The 17,850-nt window shown below is 38.8% G+C and carries 15 protein-coding genes; 6 read left to right on the forward strand and 9 right to left on the reverse strand.

Annotation, left to right across the window (positions count from 1 at the left end):
- Positions 1 to 9 precede the first annotated feature (9 nt).
- From actC to ybaK, 7 genes are all read right to left on the reverse strand, one after another.
- Complete coding sequence (actC, locus tag J2Y37_RS02985) at positions 10 to 1,248, reverse strand: putative ferric acinetoferrin MFS transporter permease subunit ActC (protein ID WP_349031812.1); 1,239 nt, start codon at positions 1,246 to 1,248, stop codon at positions 10 to 12.
- The gene (locus J2Y37_RS02990; RefSeq protein ID WP_004671003.1) at positions 1,245 to 1,631 is read right to left on the reverse strand and encodes a hypothetical protein; all 387 of its coding nucleotides are present in this window, start codon (positions 1,629 to 1,631) and stop codon (positions 1,245 to 1,247) included. The genes actC and J2Y37_RS02990 overlap by 4 nt, the downstream gene beginning before the upstream one ends.
- Positions 1,628 to 2,266, reverse strand: coding sequence for a GNAT family N-acetyltransferase (locus tag J2Y37_RS02995; protein ID WP_004671001.1), 639 nt, complete (start codon positions 2,264 to 2,266; stop codon positions 1,628 to 1,630). Before J2Y37_RS02995 ends, J2Y37_RS02990 begins: the two co-directional genes overlap by 4 nt.
- A 37-nt stretch (positions 2,267 to 2,303) precedes the next feature.
- Complete coding sequence (locus tag J2Y37_RS03000; protein WP_349031813.1) at positions 2,304 to 4,115, reverse strand: IucA/IucC family protein; 1,812 nt, start codon at positions 4,113 to 4,115, stop codon at positions 2,304 to 2,306.
- Positions 4,112 to 5,593, reverse strand: a complete 1,482-nt coding sequence (locus tag J2Y37_RS03005) for a SidA/IucD/PvdA family monooxygenase (protein WP_349031814.1) — start codon at positions 5,591 to 5,593, stop codon at positions 4,112 to 4,114. The genes J2Y37_RS03000 and J2Y37_RS03005 overlap by 4 nt, the downstream gene beginning before the upstream one ends.
- Entirely contained in the window at positions 5,586 to 7,370 is a 1,785-nt protein-coding gene (locus tag J2Y37_RS03010) for an IucA/IucC family protein (protein WP_349031815.1), read from the reverse strand. Before J2Y37_RS03010 ends, J2Y37_RS03005 begins: the two co-directional genes overlap by 8 nt.
- A gap of 317 nt (positions 7,371 to 7,687) precedes the next feature.
- Positions 7,688 to 8,155, reverse strand: coding sequence for a Cys-tRNA(Pro) deacylase (ybaK, locus tag J2Y37_RS03015; protein ID WP_349031816.1), 468 nt, complete (start codon positions 8,153 to 8,155; stop codon positions 7,688 to 7,690).
- 165 nt (positions 8,156 to 8,320) lie between these two features.
- Between ybaK and J2Y37_RS03020 the strand changes: the two genes are divergently transcribed.
- The 5 genes from J2Y37_RS03020 to J2Y37_RS03040 all read left to right on the forward strand — a co-directional run bounded on the left by J2Y37_RS03020 (position 8,321) and on the right by J2Y37_RS03040 (position 13,859).
- Positions 8,321 to 8,626: a hypothetical protein gene (locus tag J2Y37_RS03020; protein WP_004670991.1), complete on the forward strand. Its 306-nt coding sequence runs from the start codon at positions 8,321 to 8,323 to the stop codon at positions 8,624 to 8,626.
- Between the two features lie 193 nt (positions 8,627 to 8,819).
- On the forward strand, positions 8,820 to 10,193 hold the full coding sequence (locus J2Y37_RS03025) for an AarF/ABC1/UbiB kinase family protein (RefSeq protein WP_004670989.1): 1,374 nt from the start codon (positions 8,820 to 8,822) through the stop codon (positions 10,191 to 10,193).
- A 228-nt stretch (positions 10,194 to 10,421) separates the two neighbouring features.
- On the forward strand, positions 10,422 to 11,717 hold the full coding sequence (locus J2Y37_RS03030; protein WP_349031817.1) for an acyl-CoA dehydrogenase family protein: 1,296 nt from the start codon (positions 10,422 to 10,424) through the stop codon (positions 11,715 to 11,717).
- Between the two features lie 22 nt (positions 11,718 to 11,739).
- Entirely contained in the window at positions 11,740 to 12,939 is a 1,200-nt protein-coding gene (locus J2Y37_RS03035; RefSeq protein WP_349031818.1) for an acyl-CoA dehydrogenase family protein, read from the forward strand.
- Between the two features lie 221 nt (positions 12,940 to 13,160).
- On the forward strand, positions 13,161 to 13,859 hold the full coding sequence (locus tag J2Y37_RS03040; protein ID WP_004670983.1) for a hypothetical protein: 699 nt from the start codon (positions 13,161 to 13,163) through the stop codon (positions 13,857 to 13,859).
- An 88-nt stretch (positions 13,860 to 13,947) separates the two neighbouring features.
- On the opposite strand, the gene gorA is transcribed toward J2Y37_RS03040, so the two are convergent.
- Positions 13,948 to 15,300 (reverse strand): glutathione-disulfide reductase, encoded by a 1,353-nt coding sequence (gorA, locus tag J2Y37_RS03045; RefSeq protein ID WP_349031819.1) that lies wholly within the window; start codon positions 15,298 to 15,300, stop codon positions 13,948 to 13,950.
- A gap of 151 nt (positions 15,301 to 15,451) precedes the next feature.
- A complete protein-coding gene (locus J2Y37_RS03050) occupies positions 15,452 to 16,708 on the reverse strand; it encodes an alkane 1-monooxygenase (RefSeq protein WP_349031820.1) in 1,257 nt (418 codons plus the stop codon).
- 186 nt (positions 16,709 to 16,894) lie between these two features.
- Here J2Y37_RS03050 and J2Y37_RS03055 point away from each other — a divergent pair, with 186 nt between their 5' ends.
- A complete protein-coding gene (locus J2Y37_RS03055; RefSeq protein WP_004670977.1) occupies positions 16,895 to 17,827 on the forward strand; it encodes an AraC family transcriptional regulator in 933 nt (310 codons plus the stop codon).
- Positions 17,828 to 17,850: the final 23 nt, after the last annotated feature.

Genomic DNA, 17,850 nt, shown 5'->3' on the forward strand with positions numbered 1-17,850 from the left:
AAATAACCCCTAGATAAGTTGTTTCGATTGTTTTGCTTTGGAAATCAAAACCTGACTGAGTAAAACGCTCAAAATGGATGTAGCGGCAAGAATTAAATAAAAGTTTCCATAGCCAAACGCTTTGGCTAAGAAACCTGACATCGCACCACCAATGAAATAAACCAATAATTCAAAACAAACTAAAATGGTAAAATCCGTTCCAGCTTGCTCTTTGGAACTGGTCTGCATGAAATGTGCATATAACGCCGTCATCGCGATATAACGAATCGCAAGAATGACAACAACAAATACGCCAAGTAATCTCTGCCATTGATCAAACCAACTGAGTAAAACAGCAACTCCCAATAAGGCATAAATCAAAGTTCGTGCCCAACCTGCCCAAATCAGTAATTGTGTTGCTGCTATTTTTTTCAAAAGAAATGCAGCAGATACGGCTGCTAAAAACCCTACACCAGCTCCAATCACTGACATGAGGACACCAATTTCAGACAGTGACCATTTTTGATCAATCAGCATTGGGTTCAGCATTGCCATTGCTGGTGCTTCAACGATGCGATAGCAAACGATCAATGCTAAAGCCCATAACATTTCAGGGCGTTTAAAAGCTCGGATCAGACTCGGTGGTTGCTTTGCAATTTTCTCGGTGCTTGATTTTTCTTTGATTTGGGAAATGGCAAGCATAGTCAATGCAGTCATTGCAGCAAGTGACATCAGTGCCGTCTGCCAACCGTAAAGCTGATAAAGCCATAAGGTCGCAGCACCACCCACCATACTGCCAAGTGCAACGCCAATGCTTTGCGCCATACTCCCTAAGCGGTACTCAGATTCTGAAAAAGTTTCGACGGTATAGCCATCAATCGCAATGTCTTGGGTTGCAGCAAAAGTTGAAATCCAAAGCCCTACGATGACAAATACACCAAGTCCATAATCGAACTGCGTGAGTGCTAAAGCGACCACACCCAAGACCAATGCGATCTGCGTAAATAGAAGCCAAGTTTTACGTTTGCCAAGTGCTTTAAAATAAAAACGATCGATTAATGGTGCCCAAAAGAACTTAAATGCCCATGGAATATAGAGCAGCGACAACATCCCAATCCAGCGTAAATCTACACCTTGATGACGCAAAATCGCAGGTAATGCAACGTTGTAAAAGTACAATGGTAAGGCATGTGCTAAATAAAGCACGACGACAACAGATAGACTTAATGCAGATACTTTTTGAATATTGAGCGTATTTTGCTGATTCATAAATACCTCTGCATCGCCCATTGCATGGCATCAGTTTTATCGACACTCACAAAATACGGAACGTGCCATGCTTTATGCAAAGCAGGTGTATCTAATCGAATACGATCCTCTTCGTCCTGCGCAATACGAGCAAAACCCAAACAATACTGGTAAAAATCTTGTTTATATTGTTTGTACCACTTGCCCTGTATCGCGCGGTATTCTTCAGGAAATGCTGTATTCACATCGGTCTGCATAATCAACACAAAATTTCTTTTTTGTTCAAAATAGTGCTGAATATGTGCTAGCCATTGTTCAAATTCTGCCACTGAGACTTGCGCCGCAAAGCGCATGTCTAAGATGTGCATCTCATTGATTGACTTTTCATTGATCAATAAGCTCATGTAACACTCAAGGATTTGGCTGGCTGTTCAGCGAGCTGTTGTTGAGAAGCTTGGTAATATTCCCCAAACTTGTGATAAAACGTTTCTCTATAGCAGTAATACAACATGGCAGTTTTCTCTGGCATCGGAATCAGACGTTGACTTTCATAGCAAAGCTCTTCTACTACCGCTGCATAAGGTTTAACCGTATGATCTGGTTCTCCTACGATTTTTTTAGCATTTGAATATTCAAAAATATAGAAACTCAGTAAACGAATCGTTGGACGCAAAAAGCCTTTGCCAAAAACAGACTTATCGCCAAATAACAAATGCCAACCTAAATCATCATCATCACCTTCATAATAACGACCTAAACGATCCCGTTTACCTTCATAGATTTCGGTATAACCCACATCTTTTCCATCAATACCCACAATGAGTAAACGGTGATGATCATCCGCTAGCATCTTGTCAAAATAAACTTGTAGTTCTAATTCAGACTTATTTAATTGCCATTGGGGGATCACATGTGGTTCATGCATCCATTTGTGTAATAAAGGAATATCTTGTGGATATTGGACTTGTCTTAAATAGTATTGCGTCCCATTCTCATAGTATTCAAAAAAATCAGGAAGTTGTCTAGAGATTGTTTTCATATCAAAACCTTCAAATTCAAAAATTGTTTACAAATGCTTAGCCTGCCTTAGTATTAACATTCTGGACTGACCAGTCAGCTAAGGTGCTCGGACTAACAGGATTCGCGATTGGATCAAGGAAAACAGGCACAGGACGTTCTGCTTCATCGTTATAACTTGTGGTAAATAAACGCACACGGTTTAGACAAATTTTGGTGTAGGTTGGGCGTAACATGGCAAACTTTTCAGCACGCTCTGCCAGTTCTGGATGTTGATGGTGAAATTCAACAATCGTATTAGAAATCGTTTGCCAAAAATCCAGCTCTGAATATTCAGGATAATCTTGCAAGAACACATTACAGATATAACGGTAATGCACCATGAATAGACCAGTGAAAATAAAGTGACTCAAATCAGAGGCTTCATGACGTAATAACAAATCAGCTTCAGATGGCAATTGAGCCAACTCTGGGAAATCCTCATCGACCAAATTAATATCATCAATAAAGTCTTTTAAGACCAATGCTTTTGGTACACCATTTTCATGTACCAGCATGGTGTTTTCGCCATGGGGTGAGAATGCCAAACCGTAGCGGTACAAACAAAGCAACAACGGGCTAAGACAAACTTGTGCAAATTGCGCTAACCATTGCAACGGATTGAGACCTGAAGCTTGAATCAACACACTGAGAATGGACTGCCCTGAAATATCTCGATGTAATAAAGCAGCTTGAGAAAGCACTTGTTGAGATGGATCAACATAGCGATCTACACTTTCGCGCCATAAGCAACCAAATAACTCTTTAAATTGATAAGGCGCACCTTCTATTCGATCAAAACAGGGCTGATGTATGGTTAAAGTCGCAACTTCACCTAAAAAAATGACACCTGTTTTCTGTAGATCTTGATCCTGTTGATGGATTTGTTTTAACCATGCCGTCACTGCTGGAGCAGCAAGATTACGTTTCGATGGTAATCCGCGATAAACTGCTGTATTAAAAATACTGACAGGCATCTTAATGTAATGACGTTGTAGGTTTGATGTATTGCAAAGCGTGCGAATTGACTGCATCGGCACATAGCTATCTTGACTGATGCTCAGCTCAATAATTTTCTGATCCACGATTTCATTGGCATAAGTTGGAACAAGCCATTGATGCCATTGCCAAGCATGGACTGGAATCAAAAAGTAATCTTGTGGGTTTAGGTTTTTCGTTTGTAGAATACTTTGGAACTGTTGCAGTTCATTTGTATCAAATTCGTGTTGGTACAAATCACATGCGTTCCATTCTTGAGTACTGCGATATTCAGCTAAATCACGATGGACTGCTAACCAGAGCACTTTCATTTCAGGTGAAAGTTCTGGCGCTGATGAAAGATAATCATCATAACCAAAACCCATACGTCCTTTACTCATAATCAGCCAAGGATGACCACGTAACATGCCTTCAACTTTATAATGTGGTTCAGTCAAAACCGCATGGCTTGCCAAGCGATTCACATCAAATAAATGCGCTTCTGCCAACCAAGTATTGTTCATTTCTTTAATCAAATACGCTTTGGTAAATGGCTTTACATTGGAACTGTCAGCCATAGCAACAATAAATTCATGCAGATTCCAAGCAGGTTGATCCTGATCATGACTTAGATCACGTACAGAACCTTCCAAAATCTTCCAATGCCCAAGCAAATATGGATGACCTTGAAACTCATAGTGACGATCGCCTAGATCTAACTGGTAATGTCCAGCAGTTGAAGCGTTCACTTCAATAATTTCTTCATAGAGAAACTCTGCAATTGCCATTTCAATAAGACGCTGTCCTGCGGCACGCCATTGCTGCTGATTAATTTTTAACGTTGCAAAGTTCATATCAGTTTCTCATACGTTGGATGCGCAGAAGTAGTTTGAGTACGTTTATTGGAACAACGGCTGCTTGAATGTGCTATCAACACGCCCTGTTCTGTTTTCTTTAAAATCAAATGGTTTTTGCTACTCACTTTTTCACCGAGGCAATCATCTGAACGTACGTTTTCATCTGCTAAACAAATTTTAGGGTTTTGGGAGAGATTAAAATGTTGGAAAGTTTTCTCTTGCTGACCAAGATCATAGAGTTGCTCGCCAAGCAATTGATTGATAATTGTTGCTGCGCGGTATGCACCAAGCCCTAAATCAGGCGTCCCAACACCATGACTATGCATTTCCTGATTTTGGACAAAAATATTGCCATTCAAATGATGAACAACACGATAGTCCTCAGTGATTTTCCAGCGCTGTTTATGGTCAAATTCAATATATGGCTTCAGCAATTGCATAAACTCAAAGTCTGGTGTGAAATAGCCTGTTGCTGCGACCAAGAAATCACAATCGAGATGGAAAGCCTGTGGTGTGGCACGGTGTTGGAAATACAAACGAATTTTTTGCGTATCCAACACTTCTGCGTCTTTCAACTCACATTGGCTATGCAAATGCGTTTGTAAACGCTGCCCTGCAATGGAGCGGTGATAAAGCTTTTGATAAATTTCCCGAATCGTTTTTGCGCTGATGCCCTTATACAACAAAGCCTGCTGCTGCAATTGCTGATCTTTTTGCTGTACTGGCAATTCGTAAAAATGCTGTGCATAGTCTGGACTAAAGTGTTCTAAACCTAATGGCGCATATTCCATTGGGAAGAAACCTTGAGAACGCGTAAACCAATGCAAATCAAATTGATGACGTGATTTATCCTGTTGTTCATCAAACAGATCAATAAACACCTCAGCCGCAGACTGTCCAGCACCAAGTACCACTACATCGCCGTGTAAATCCGCATCAGCGTGTGTCATATACTGAGCTGAATGCAGACATTGTTGTGGTTGCTGTTGCTGAACTTTAGCCAAACATTCAGGTAAATAAGGCACATTACCGCTACCGATTACTAAATGACGGCATAAATAACTTTGTTGAACACCTTGTGATTCCACAACCACTTTAAAACCAATTGTTTGAGGCTCAATCTTTAAAACACGCGATTGATATTCGATACAATCGAGTTGCTCAGCAACCCATCGGCAATAATGGTTATACTCACAACGAGGGATATGTGGTTGCTCTAAAAAATAGAACTTATATAAACGTTGCTGATGACGTAGATAATTTAAGAAACTAAAGGGGTTGGTTGGATCAACCATTGACACCAAATCTGCCATAAATGGCACTTGCAATACCGTATTGGGTAACTGCATTCCCGCATGCCAATCAAACTGAGCCTTTTGCTCGAAAAACACATAATTCAAAGCGCTTTTATTTTGTAGCAAGCTAGCAAGACTTAAATTAAATGGCCCTAAACCTATTCCAATAAAATCAAGCATAACTGACATCCTTCTGTGAGATACACAGCGGATTTGGCAGTTGTACATAAACGGATTGATGTTCGACAGGTGAAATCAACTCATCTAGTTCATGCAACCGCGTCAGTAAATTCCCCTTATATGGCAAGGTGTCATTGAACAATAAACCTTGTAATAAAGTGCTATCTGGATATTTCAGCAACTGCTCTTGTAAGAATACTTTTAAATATTCGAGCAGGATATCTTCACTAATATAACCTGTTGCTCCAATCGCATTGATAATGCCAAATAAAGTATTACCAAAGAAATAATAACTAAAACGCTCGTCCACAAAATCTTTAGGGCCTACCGCAAAGGCTTTTTCTTTGAGTTCAGGGAGTGCTGCTAAAATTTCAGTGGCAAACTCTTCGATATAATAGAAACCTTGATTGTCACGTAACCACAAAGTTTTTGGGAAATGGTTCTCTAATTCAAGTAACACATTTTGTTGATGCGATTCAAATGCCATACCATGACGATGATAGACATACATCAAGGGTTGCAAACTAACCTCAAGGAAACGATTGAACCAATCCAAGGCAATGTCTGAATAATTTGTTTCATGATTTGCTTTGGCTATTTTTGCAAACAGTGCATTAAATCGGTTTAACGGTTTACTCGGATGATCCTGACATAAAGATGCAATACAGGTGACTTGCTGTTGTGGATGAAATGGCTGGTCTCTGAAGATACAAATACTTTCATTTACCACTTCTTCATCAATTTTCAACGCAATCCAAGCTGGGTCATTGACTGCTTTCAAGCTTGGGCACTGCTTTAGAATATTTTGACCAAATTCGCTGTGCCATAAACGATGTGTAAGTTCGCCACGATGACATTCTTTGGCTAAATTCACACGAATAGAATTGGTGATCATCACCGAAAGTGACGGCTTCATCATCCACGGTGCATTGAAACTTGCTAAAGTTCGAATCGATGTCGTAGGAGAAAATTGCCAGCCGCGCAAACCAAGATCAAGCAATTGCCCTGTTTGCCTTAAACGTTCAAACCACGGTTTGCTTTGTAAATAACGTGCTTGCCACGGATGTAAAGGGAGTAACTTATATTCCGTGTGTGTTCTTAGGAGACTTAGATCCGCTTCAGACAAATACCACTGTAACGCTTTTTTTAATTGACTAGAAATACGCTCATCTGTTGCACTACCTTCAGCAATATAGTCCTGATGAACTAACCAATAATACATCTGCGTCAGGCTTTTATTTTCAGGAGAAAACTTCAGCCAATCCTCGTGAACAAAGCCCGTTCTACTTTTTGGCGCAGGATGCATACTATGCCCCAAAATCAAAGCTTGCTCTGTTTCAATAAAGCTTTGCCCTGCTTTTATTAAATCATCAAATTCATGTTCACGATTTTGTAAAAACTGTTGTAGCGCATCACGACTTTGAATCCATTTCTCGACTAAAGACGAGGCATCTAAGAGAATAGACGATTCAAAAACCAGCTCTTCAAGTAAAAGCCCCACGATCGAGACTGGGCTTAAGGTTTTAATTTGTCCATGAATAATAATCTGTGGAAGATCGGCTAAACGATGTCGTCCGACTCGACTGACATAAGATAAAGGGAAATAACATTGTGCATGTATCGAATGTATCGGTAACGATAACAGCGTCAAACCTTGGCTAAACGCTAGTTGTTGCGAATTTTGCTGATTTTGATTTAGCAAGTGACCTTTGCCAGTTTCTTGCGTATATGCGTTGACGAAATGTTGTATCGCCAACCGATTAGCAAGTGATTGCATCTGTCGGTATCCTCTTATGAAGAGAGTAAATTTTTTTTCGAAATGTTTTGAGCTCTAAACAAACCTTAGCATAAAGTCTTATGGTTAAGATTATATTAATGATAATAATTATCATTTATAATTTCAATTTAATAATTAAAATAAAGAATTATTCTTAATCTATTGATTTAAAATGTTTTTATTGGAAATCTGCTTTAAAAAGATACAAAGAAGAACAATCGTTATTATTAGATAATATGATCAGCTCTCTAACATCAATTGTTTTTATAGATATAAAAATTTTTGAAAATATGCCGAATTAATATACTTTTCACATATTAAACATCCAAAACATCAAAAAAAGCAGCGCTAAGTATTTGTGCTAAGTCGTGCGGAGCAAGTCCTATGTCCAATCCTCTCTTCCCACCACTTACATATATCTTGTTAAAAGCTTTCGCCGTTGCATCAATCACTGTTTTTAATCGTTTCTTCTGCCCTAATGGGCTAATTCCTCCAACCAAATAACCAGTTAAACGTTCAGCATCTTTTGGATTTGCCATTTGTAGCTTTTTACAGCCCACTGCGGCAGCAACTTTTTTGAGGTTCAATTGATTATTTACAGGCAATACCGCCACAAAATAATTTTTCCCATCTGTTACCATGAGTGTTTTAAACACTTCTTCCACATTCAAATTTAACTTTTCGGCTGCTTCTAAACCAAAACTTTTGGCATTAGCATCATGCTCATATTCGTGAACTGAAAATGCTATTTTATTTTTTTCCAATAACTTACATGCTGGTGTCATAGTAGATCTATGTTCTTCATTTGATTTTTAAAAGTGTTAATAGTGTAGCATTCTAATAAACAAGATTAAATTTACTTAGGCTATTTTAGACATAAAACTATTCTTGATAAATTGCATGTCATCCTCATATATTTCTTAAATGTAAATGATTCGGTACAGCAACTCATGAGCTACAAACATAACAATTTAATGGCAATGCGCCATAATTACTGGGAAGATGAATCATCCACTGCTGTACAAGCTGAAAAGCAATTTCTAAAAGATACTTTAATTGAAGAAGGTATTTTTCAGAATGCAACGTTAGAAGACACTAAGTACTTCTTTTTCACCTTGCCTAGCATCATTATCGTTAAAGCGCATGCGCTTGGTTTCCATCACAACTTTGTAAAACAAATGTTGATTAAGCATATTCATTCAAATCGTGAAGCTCTGATGCAGAAATCAACATTGAAGATTCAGTTTAAAATTTAGGACATTTGTATATCAATGTGATTCAAAAGGTTAGCAAATTACTTAGGCTATTTTGAACCATTGATCTGTTTCACGAATTTAGACTGATAATTCAAACGATTGAACTATTTTAATACGTTTAAAAGCTGTAATATCCACTACAATTTAGCTCTCGGCTTCACTCCCTTCGATTTCAGCATAGGATTTTTCTTTCATGTCCGATCAGAACGATAAGCTTAAGAACCTGAAAACCTCGTCTGTGGATCGTCGCTTATCGATCGCAAAAGCTTCTTTACTCGCTGGCACACGTTGGGCAACAGCTAACGCGACTTCTATGTTTTCCAATGAGGAAGAAAAAGAAAAAAAACGTAAAAAAGCCATGAGTGATCAAGCCAATTACCTCGTCGCAGAAATCGGTAAGCTCAAAGGGTCGATCGTCAAGATTGGACAAATGATGGCTTTATATGGCGAACATTTTTTACCTGAAGAAATCACACAAGCTTTAAATACGCTCAACAATCAAACTGTAGCGTTAGCTTGGCCTGCGATTAAAGTGCATTTACAAGCACAATTAGGTTCGAGATTAGACGATCTAACCATTGATCATGAGCCGATCGGAACAGCCTCACTGGCACAAGTACATCGCGCTACACGTAAATCTGATGGCTTAGAGCTGGTTTTAAAGATTCAATATCCGGGTGTTGCTGAAGCGATTGACTCAGATATGAATCTGTTCAAAAACATGTTGAAACTCACTCGCATGGTGCCGCAAACACGTGAATTTGATCAATGGTTTGATGAAGTTCGTGAAATGATGCATCGTGAAGTGGATTACGGCATCGAAGCAGCCACAACTCGCCGCTTTGCCGCACGTTTAAAAGAAGATCCTCGCTATATCGTTCCTCAAATTGTAAATGAGTTCTGTGCTGAAAAAGTGCTCTGTATGACCTTCGAGCGTGGTGTGCCGATTAACAGCCCTGTTATGCTCTCTCTACCTCAAGAACGTAGAAACCAATTGGGCGAAGCTTCTTTAGAAATTGCTGTACGTGAACTGTTTGAATGGGGTGAAATGCAGACCGATCCAAACTTTGGTAATTATTTGGTTCGTCTAGGCAATGGCGATGATGTAAGAGATAAAATCGTTTTACTTGATTTTGGTGCAATTCGCCAATTTGATGACAATTTACTCTCTGTGGCACGTAACTTGATTCAAGCCGGTTATGAGCATGATAAAGCTGCAATGGTAAAAGCCATGACAGGTTATGAGTTTTTTGATGCGATGCCTGAAAGCATTAAACCGGGTATGGCAGATGTGTTTTTGGTTGCAACTGAAGCATTTAGCTGTCCAAGTAACAATCCAAATATGCCAGCAGGCATTATGGATGATCAAGATCGTTATGATTGGAAAAAAAGTCAGCTTCATAGCCGCGTTATGCAACAAGCAGCACAATCCATGGCTTCACGTTATTTCTCGGTGCCACCAAAAGAATTTATGTTTATTAGCCGTAAGTTTATTGGTGCTTATACATTTATGACTGTGATTGAAGCAAAAACCAATGTACGTAAAATGATTCGTCAGTTTGCGTAACTCATCCTCATAAAAGTCACTTTGACCAATCTGATTTGTCAGTTTGGTCAATTTTTTTTAGATTAATTTTTTAGTATTTTTATTTACTTATTTAAAAACAAATAGATAAAATAAAACCATCATGCAAATCACCCTTTATCTATATCCAATCAGCAGGTCAAAGAAGACATAGTCTTTCGCTCTAGAACATGTCAGCATAAAATCACAACCATCCTCTAGGATAAAAACATGTCGAATATGATGAATAAAGCTCAAGGTATTGGGCTATCTTTGATCACAAAACTTGCAGGAAGCGATGTGCTTGATCAACTCAAATTACGAAAATTTGTAGAAAAATCATTATATCAAGGTTCAAAAACTGGTTTTAAAGTACTTACAAAAACGCAGAAAGCCTTTAAAGCACAACCTATTGATAAACAACGTTTACCCAATCAAATTAACAAAAATTTATTTGATCTCAGCTTAACTGAAGAACAGCAAATGACTGCGGATGCAATGTCACAATTTGCACAAGAAGTGTTGTATACACTTGCTCATGATGCCGATCACAATGCGCAGTTTCCAGAACAACTCTGGCAACATTTAGTAGACTTAGGCTTAAACTACTATGCTCTACCTGAAGCATTAGGCGGTGTTGCAGCCGAACAAAATATCGTCAGCAATATTCTCATTGCAGAAAGCTTAGCAAAGGGTGATTTTAGTTTAACTGCAGGCTTACTGAGTACATTCAGCGTCATTAATGCCATTACCCGTTGGGGTTCAACTCAAGTCCAGTCGATGTATCTCCCGTGCTTTGCTGAAGATACTGACGTGACCGCAACTTTTGCAGTGCAAGAAGCAACACCTGCATTTAATCCATTCCAATTGAAAACCACAGCGACAGAATCAAATGGTCAAATCCTCATTAATGGTGAAAAAACTTTAGTTGTGCTTGGTGATACTGCCGATGTTTTCTTGGTGAGTGCCGAGTTCGATGGAGAAGCAAATATCTTTGTCGTGCAGTGCGATGACAGTATTTCGATTAAAGCCAATCCAGCTATGGGATTAAAAGCAGCCGAAACCGCAACATTACGATTTAATAACACCCCTGCTTTACCTTTAGGTGATGCAGATTTTGACTACACTGCATTTGTCGATTTAGGTAACTTAATGTGGTGTGCAATGGCTGTTGGTACATGTGAAGCGATCAAGGAATACTGTATCAAATATGCCAATGAACGTACCGCATTTGGTGAGCCAATCTCTCATCGTCAAAGTGTTGCATTTATCATTGCCGATATGGCGATTGAAATTGATGCCATGCGTATGTTGGTGCTAAACGCAGCGAGTTTGGCAGAGGCTGGACAACCCTTCCATCGTGAAGCATATTTAGCTCGTTTACTCTGTGCTGAAAAATCAATGAAAATTGGTACAGATGGCGTACAAATTCTAGGCGGGCACGGTTTTACCAAAGAGCATCCTGTTGAACGTTGGTATCGAGACTTACGCGCAACTGCAATTTTACATTCTGGCTTACATGCTTAACTGATCACCTGAGGATAATACGATGAACTTACAAAATCCTAAAAAATTCAAAATGATGGTCGATCAAGCACATGAAGTCGCGTTGAATGTATTGCGCCCGATTTCTCGCAAGTATGATAAAGCTGAACACGCCTATCCAAAAGAGTTGGATATGCTAGCCTCTTTAGTCGATGGTATGAATGAAGGTGGTGAAGGCATCAATGCGGGTGCGGCTGTTGGACAACGTGGTGCCGCTGAAACAGGCAATAAGAATGGCAATAACATGTCGACTGCACTTGGTATCATTGAGATGTGCTATGGTGATACGGGTTTATTACTCAGTATGCCGCGCCAAGGTTTAGGTAACTCTGCCATCGCTGCGGTCGCCAATGATGAACAACTTGAACGCTTCAAAAATACTTGGGCAGCGATGGCCATTACGGAGCCGGGTTGTGGATCCGACTCTGCCGCTATTCGTACTACAGCGACCAAAGATGGCGATGACTATATCCTCAATGGTGAGAAAATCTTCGTTACCTCTGGTGAACGTGCTGACTCGGTTGTCGTTTGGGCAACTTTAGACAAAAAACTTGGTCGCGCTGCGATTAAATCCTTTGTTGTACCAAAAGGTACTACAGGAATGAAGGTAGAGCGTCTAGAGCATAAGTTGGGGATCAAAGCATCGGATACCGCAGTGATTAGTTTCATCGACTGTCGTGTTCCTGCTGCCAATTTACTGGGCAATCCTGAAATTGATGTCGCTAAAGGTTTTGCAGGCGTGATGGAAACCTTTGACAATACACGACCACTAGTGGCTGCAATGGCAATTGGTTGCGCTAAAGCTTCATTAGAACGGATTAAAGAGATATTTAAAGACCAACTTGATCCTGACTATAAAACACCCTATCTCCAAACTTCAAATTTAGCTGCCCAAATCTATCGTATGGAAGCTGAATGGGAAGCTGCACGTTTGTTAATGATCAAAGCAACATGGATGGCGGATAACAAGAAACCAAACTCCAAAGAAGCCTCGATCGCCAAAGCAAAAGCTGGACGTGTGGGCAATGAAATCACCCTAAAATGTGTCGAACTTGCTGCAAGCCTTGGTTATGGTGAAGATGAGTTGTTAGAAAAATGGGCGCGCGATTCAAAAATTCTTGATATTTTTGAAGGTACGCAACAAATTCAGCAACTCATTATTGCTCGTCGTGAGTTAGGTAAATCATCAAGCGAATTGAAGTAATCGAAATCTGTAAAAATATTGCATTAGAAAAGGCTTTCGAGTCTTTTCTTTTTTATTTATTATCTAAGTAATAAGCATAAGTTAATAGATGAATAAAATTCGCCTCCACCCTTTAATTTCATTTCCAACAGTCCATTGCACATTAGACAGGGATATAAATTAGATTCTATATTATAAAAATAAAAATTAGACGAAAGCTATTAAAAACATAGGCTAAAAAAATGAAAGTAGATTATACACAAGATGAAATTGATTCTCGCACCCTTAAACTGATTGTGGGGTTAATTGCATTATTTCTGGCGAGTTTAACAAGTTTTTTAACGCATGGAGAAATCCAATCTATTAGTGAATCTTATCATCATGATGGATTAGTGCGTAATATATTCGTAGGTTGTCTATTTGCAATAGCTTCTTTCCTATTCGCTTACAACGGTCAAGAACCTCAAAAAGAAGCTCTCATTAGTAAAATTGCCGCAGTTTCAGCACTTGGAGTTGCATTATTCCCTTGCAAATGTGAGGTAATGGGTAATGTCTGCAAAAATATTAATGAATATAATCAAATAGTTTTTGGAATTATGCATATTATATCTGCGATTGTTATGTTTCTCATTTTAGCTAGATTCTGTCAAATTTTTTACCAAAGGGCAAAAACAAAATTTCTACGAGATGGAAATATCATGGCAAAACGAAGATCTTATATATATCTTATCTCAGGAATTACAATTGTCTTATCAATGTTGATACTAATACTAGATATGTTAATTCAATATTTACCTAATCCCATCATTCTAAATCCTAGACTAGTGTACTGGTGTGAATTTTTTGGACTTGTCGCGTTTGGAATCTCTTGGCTAACATCAAGTAAAATTTTACCATTTATGGCAATGGAACATGAAGAGTTGCACATCTTAAAAAAATAATTATTCTCTCTTGTAGTTCCTGAGAAATATTTCCACATAGGAATTCAGTTTAATTTACGATGATAAGGTAAATTAAACTGAGTCTTACCTACCGCATCGTTACAAATTCTTCGGCCGAAGTTGGATGAATTGCAACAGTATTATCAAAATCTTGTTTAGTTGCACCCATTGTCAATGCGACTGCAAAGCCCTGCAAGATTTCATCCATCCCCAAACCAATCCCATGGATCCCAACAATCTTCTCTTCTTCACCAACACAAACCAATTTCATTTTAGTTGGCTGTCGATGCTGGGTAATCGCACTAAACATCGCAGTAAAAGATGAGTTATAAACTTTCACTGAATGTTTACCATATTTTTCAATTGCTTCAGCTTCAGTGATTCCAACTGTGCCAATCGGTGGATGGCTAAACACCACGGTTGGAATATTGTCATAATCCAAATATTCATCAGGCTTATCGTTAAACAGTCTTTCAGATAAGCGACGACCTGCTGCTACTGCAACAGGTGTTAGCTCCATTTTACCCGTGATGTCACCAACCGCATAAATGCCCTCTTGCGAGGTATTCTGGTACTTATCAACCTCGATATAACCTCTCTCATCTAACTTAATATTGGCTTGATCAAGATTCAGACCCGATGTATTCGGCTCTCGTCCTGTTGCCCATATTAAGCAATCAACAGTATGCTGCTCACCATTTTCTAAATGTAACACGACCGAACCATCTTCATTTTTTGTGACCCGCTTAGGCACCGCCTGCGTATGTACGATGATTCCATCTGTTTGCATCACTTCAAGCAAAGTTTCACTGATGAAACGATCAAAACGACGTACAGGTAAATCCTTACGAATAAACAATTCCACCTTTGAACCTAAGGCGTTCAGTACACCAGCAAGCTCAACTGCGATATAGCCAGAACCCACAACGGCTGTTCTTTTAGGCAAAGCTGTTAATTCAAAAAAACCATTTGAATCGATGCCATATTCAACGCCATCAAGCTTAGGTAAGGCAGGCTGCGTTCCCGTTGCAATTAAAATATGTTCCGCAGTGTAGCGCTCAGCATTGACTTGAATGGTATTTTTATCAATAAAAGTTGCAGCACCATGAATCATATCAACTTTATTGTTACTTAGGCTATTTTGATAAGACTGATGAATTCGCTCGATATAGTCTTGTCTATTCTTGATTAAGATCTGCCAATCAAAAGACTCTAGTTTGCTATTGAAGCCATAATCAGATCCGTATTTTTGAATGGTTTCAGCGACTTGTGCAGCATACCACATCACTTTTTTAGGTACACAGCCAACATTGACACAAGTTCCACCGATTTCGCTCCTTTCAATCAAGGCGCATTTTTTACCGTACATCGCTGCTCGATTCACCGATGCAATACCACCGCTACCACCACCGATCACAATATAATCATAATGTTTTGTCATTTCAGCCTCAATATCAGGATTTTTAGTTTTACGTTATAGATAGATATACAGCAAGAGCATTTAAAAACTGCCCTTTTTTATTTTTTTAATACAAGAAAATAAAAAAACACCGATCATTGCTGATCAGTGTTTTTTTATTGGAAGCTTAAAATTAGCCTGTAACAGCAACTTCAATGGATGCTTGTTCTAAAGACTGGTCAGCCACACCAAATTTTTTCAAAATTTTAGCACGACGTTTTGGATAGATATTGGCTTTATTTAAATCACCTTTGTAATGATCAAATACACGCTTATCCATCATTTTGAACCATAGTGGTGGAATCAACGCAGGAAGTAACATGCTTGCATAGCCACTTGGCAACTCTGGTGCTTCATCAAAATGACGTAATGCTTGGAATGGACGAGTTGGATAAGCATGATGGTCTGAGTGACGCTGTAACTGATACAAGAACAAATTGGTCACAATATTATTATTGTTCCAGCTATGTTCTGGCATCGTGCGTTGATATTTCCCATCTGCATTTTTCTGACGCTTCAAACCATAGTGTTCGATATAATTAATAATCTCGAACAAAGTAATGCCATAGAATGCCTGAGTTGCTAAATAAGGAATTACACCCTTACCAAATAAACCAATCATCGAGCCGTGGAATGCTGCACTCATTCCCCAACCTTGAAGTAATTCATTATCTTTAGACCAGAATTCTAAGCCTTTACGTTTTAAACGATTGGTCTCGATCTCGATTGCTGACTTAAAAGAACCGAAGACTGTACGTGGCCAAAACTCATAAAATGTCTCACCCATTTGTGAAGATGCTGGATCTTCTGGTGTCGCCGCACGTTTATGGTGGCCATAAGGATGTTCTATACGGAAATGATTGTACCCTGTTGGAACAAGTGCCAAATGTGACAAAATATGGTCAATGCGATCATGTTTATGGCTGAGTTCATGTGCGGTATTAATCGCAATACCATTAATCGCACCCATTGAAATACCAAGGAAAATTTTATCAATGAATGATGTTTCTTTTCGACTTGTTAAATAACATGCATAAAAATTCGCTGCATACTGTAACGGAATAAAGCTTTTGACTAAACGCGAATAGTATGGATCTTTCTCTAAAAGCTTAATATCTTCTTCAGATGGATTATTGGCATCTTTACCAATGATTGTATCAATTGTTGGAATGACAATATGTAAAACAATCGGCCCACCCAATGCAAAGATTTTCTTCAATGGACGAGGTGCAAATTGGTAACCAGCTAAAATACCAATACCGATTACAGGTAAAGCTGGACTAATTGCCCATAAATAACGTTTACGGTCCAACTCCATTTTTGATTTTGGAATGCTTACTGGCGTAAGTTCATGCTCAACATTTACTGGCGCATTCATCATCTTTTCCATATCTTTTCTATATACTTATATTTTCTAGGAAAATGTAGCAGATTACAGTTGCAAGCGTCCAAAAAACCTATTTCAGCGTCTTTGGCATTTTCCCCCCTGTTTTTGTCCTTTAAGCACATAAACAGATATTGAGTTATCTCCATAGCACTCTATAATTTAAGAATAACTACATCATGTAAAAATCATATGGATGCCCTAAGTAAAATTTTTGCTGATATTCATTTAAACCACACTGAATATATCTACTTGAAAACTCAGGGAGAATGGAGTTTTTTTTGCCAAGATCAAAGCGCTTTGATTGTGCATATTGTTTTGGTTGGTTCGGTTTATATTCAAATTGATGCCCAGAACAGTTTGACTGCTCATGCTGGCGAAATTGTGATTATTCCTTCTGGGAAAGCGCATATTGGTGCAGACAATGCGATTACCAAGCTCGTTGATGCGATTGATATTTCAAAATTCTTCGATGGTCACAAAGAAGATGCCTTAGAGTTTGGTACAGAATCTTCGAATAAAAATCTAATTTTAACGATCCGTTGCCAAATTGATACCATCATGGCGCGCCCTTTTGTTCAAGCACTTCCGTTATTGATTCATCTGCAACAAGGAGATGCGACTGCACCTGAATGGCTACAAATAGGATTGCATTTCCTAGCATTGGAAACTCAGAATATTCAGGCAGGTCGAGACATTATCATTGACCACTTGGTGAATATTTTACTAATCAAATGTATACGTGATCATATCCAACAAATATCGACTCAACACGGTTGGCTCAGTGCGCTCAACCATCCTGAACTCAGTAATAGCTTAGCTGCAATTCACAACCATCCCGAAGATGCTTGGACCGTCGAATTATTGGCAGAACAATGCTGTATGTCACGCTCAAAGTTTGCCAGTTTATTCCATGAGGTTATCGGTGAATCACCGCTAGCCTATTTACAACAACATCGGATGCGTTTAGCCAGCCAATATCTACGAAAAAGCAGTTATTCGATTCAACAAATTGCAAATAAAGTCGGATATTCATCGGAAACCGCCTTTAGCCAAGCGTTTAAAAGAACCTTTGAAGTATCACCTAAACAATATCGACAACAATTCATTGAGGACGACGACTAAAATGCAAAAAAGACACCTCAGTG

It is taken from the genome of Acinetobacter sp. 3657 (assembly GCF_031456775.1).
In the GTDB taxonomy this organism is placed as follows: Bacteria; Pseudomonadota; Gammaproteobacteria; order Pseudomonadales; family Moraxellaceae; genus Acinetobacter.

Excerpts from the sequence above, each read along its gene's own strand:
- J2Y37_RS03025 (WP_004670989.1), top strand. The coding sequence starts at position 8,820 with ATGTCCGATCAGAACGATAAGCTTAAGAACCTGAAAACCTCGTCTGTG.
- J2Y37_RS03000 (WP_349031813.1), bottom strand. The coding sequence starts at position 4,115 with ATGAACTTTGCAACGTTAAAAATTAATCAGCAGCAATGGCGTGCCGCA.
- ybaK (WP_349031816.1), bottom strand. The coding sequence starts at position 8,155 with ATGACACCAGCATGTAAGTTATTGGAAAAAAATAAAATAGCATTTTCA.
- J2Y37_RS03040 (WP_004670983.1), top strand. The coding sequence starts at position 13,161 with ATGAAAGTAGATTATACACAAGATGAAATTGATTCTCGCACCCTTAAA.
- J2Y37_RS03005 (WP_349031814.1), bottom strand. The coding sequence starts at position 5,593 with ATGCTTGATTTTATTGGAATAGGTTTAGGGCCATTTAATTTAAGTCTT.
- J2Y37_RS03010 (WP_349031815.1), bottom strand. The coding sequence starts at position 7,370 with ATGCAATCACTTGCTAATCGGTTGGCGATACAACATTTCGTCAACGCA.
- J2Y37_RS03035 (WP_349031818.1), top strand. The coding sequence starts at position 11,740 with ATGAACTTACAAAATCCTAAAAAATTCAAAATGATGGTCGATCAAGCA.
- gorA (WP_349031819.1), bottom strand. The coding sequence starts at position 15,300 with ATGACAAAACATTATGATTATATTGTGATCGGTGGTGGTAGCGGTGGT.
- J2Y37_RS02995 (WP_004671001.1), bottom strand. The coding sequence starts at position 2,266 with ATGAAAACAATCTCTAGACAACTTCCTGATTTTTTTGAATACTATGAG.
- J2Y37_RS03030 (WP_349031817.1), top strand. The coding sequence starts at position 10,422 with ATGTCGAATATGATGAATAAAGCTCAAGGTATTGGGCTATCTTTGATC.
- actC (WP_349031812.1), bottom strand. The coding sequence starts at position 1,248 with ATGAATCAGCAAAATACGCTCAATATTCAAAAAGTATCTGCATTAAGT.
- J2Y37_RS03055 (WP_004670977.1), top strand. The coding sequence starts at position 16,895 with ATGGATGCCCTAAGTAAAATTTTTGCTGATATTCATTTAAACCACACT.
- J2Y37_RS03020 (WP_004670991.1), top strand. The coding sequence starts at position 8,321 with ATGAGCTACAAACATAACAATTTAATGGCAATGCGCCATAATTACTGG.
- J2Y37_RS03050 (WP_349031820.1), bottom strand. The coding sequence starts at position 16,708 with ATGGAAAAGATGATGAATGCGCCAGTAAATGTTGAGCATGAACTTACG.
- J2Y37_RS02990 (WP_004671003.1), bottom strand. The coding sequence starts at position 1,631 with ATGAGCTTATTGATCAATGAAAAGTCAATCAATGAGATGCACATCTTA.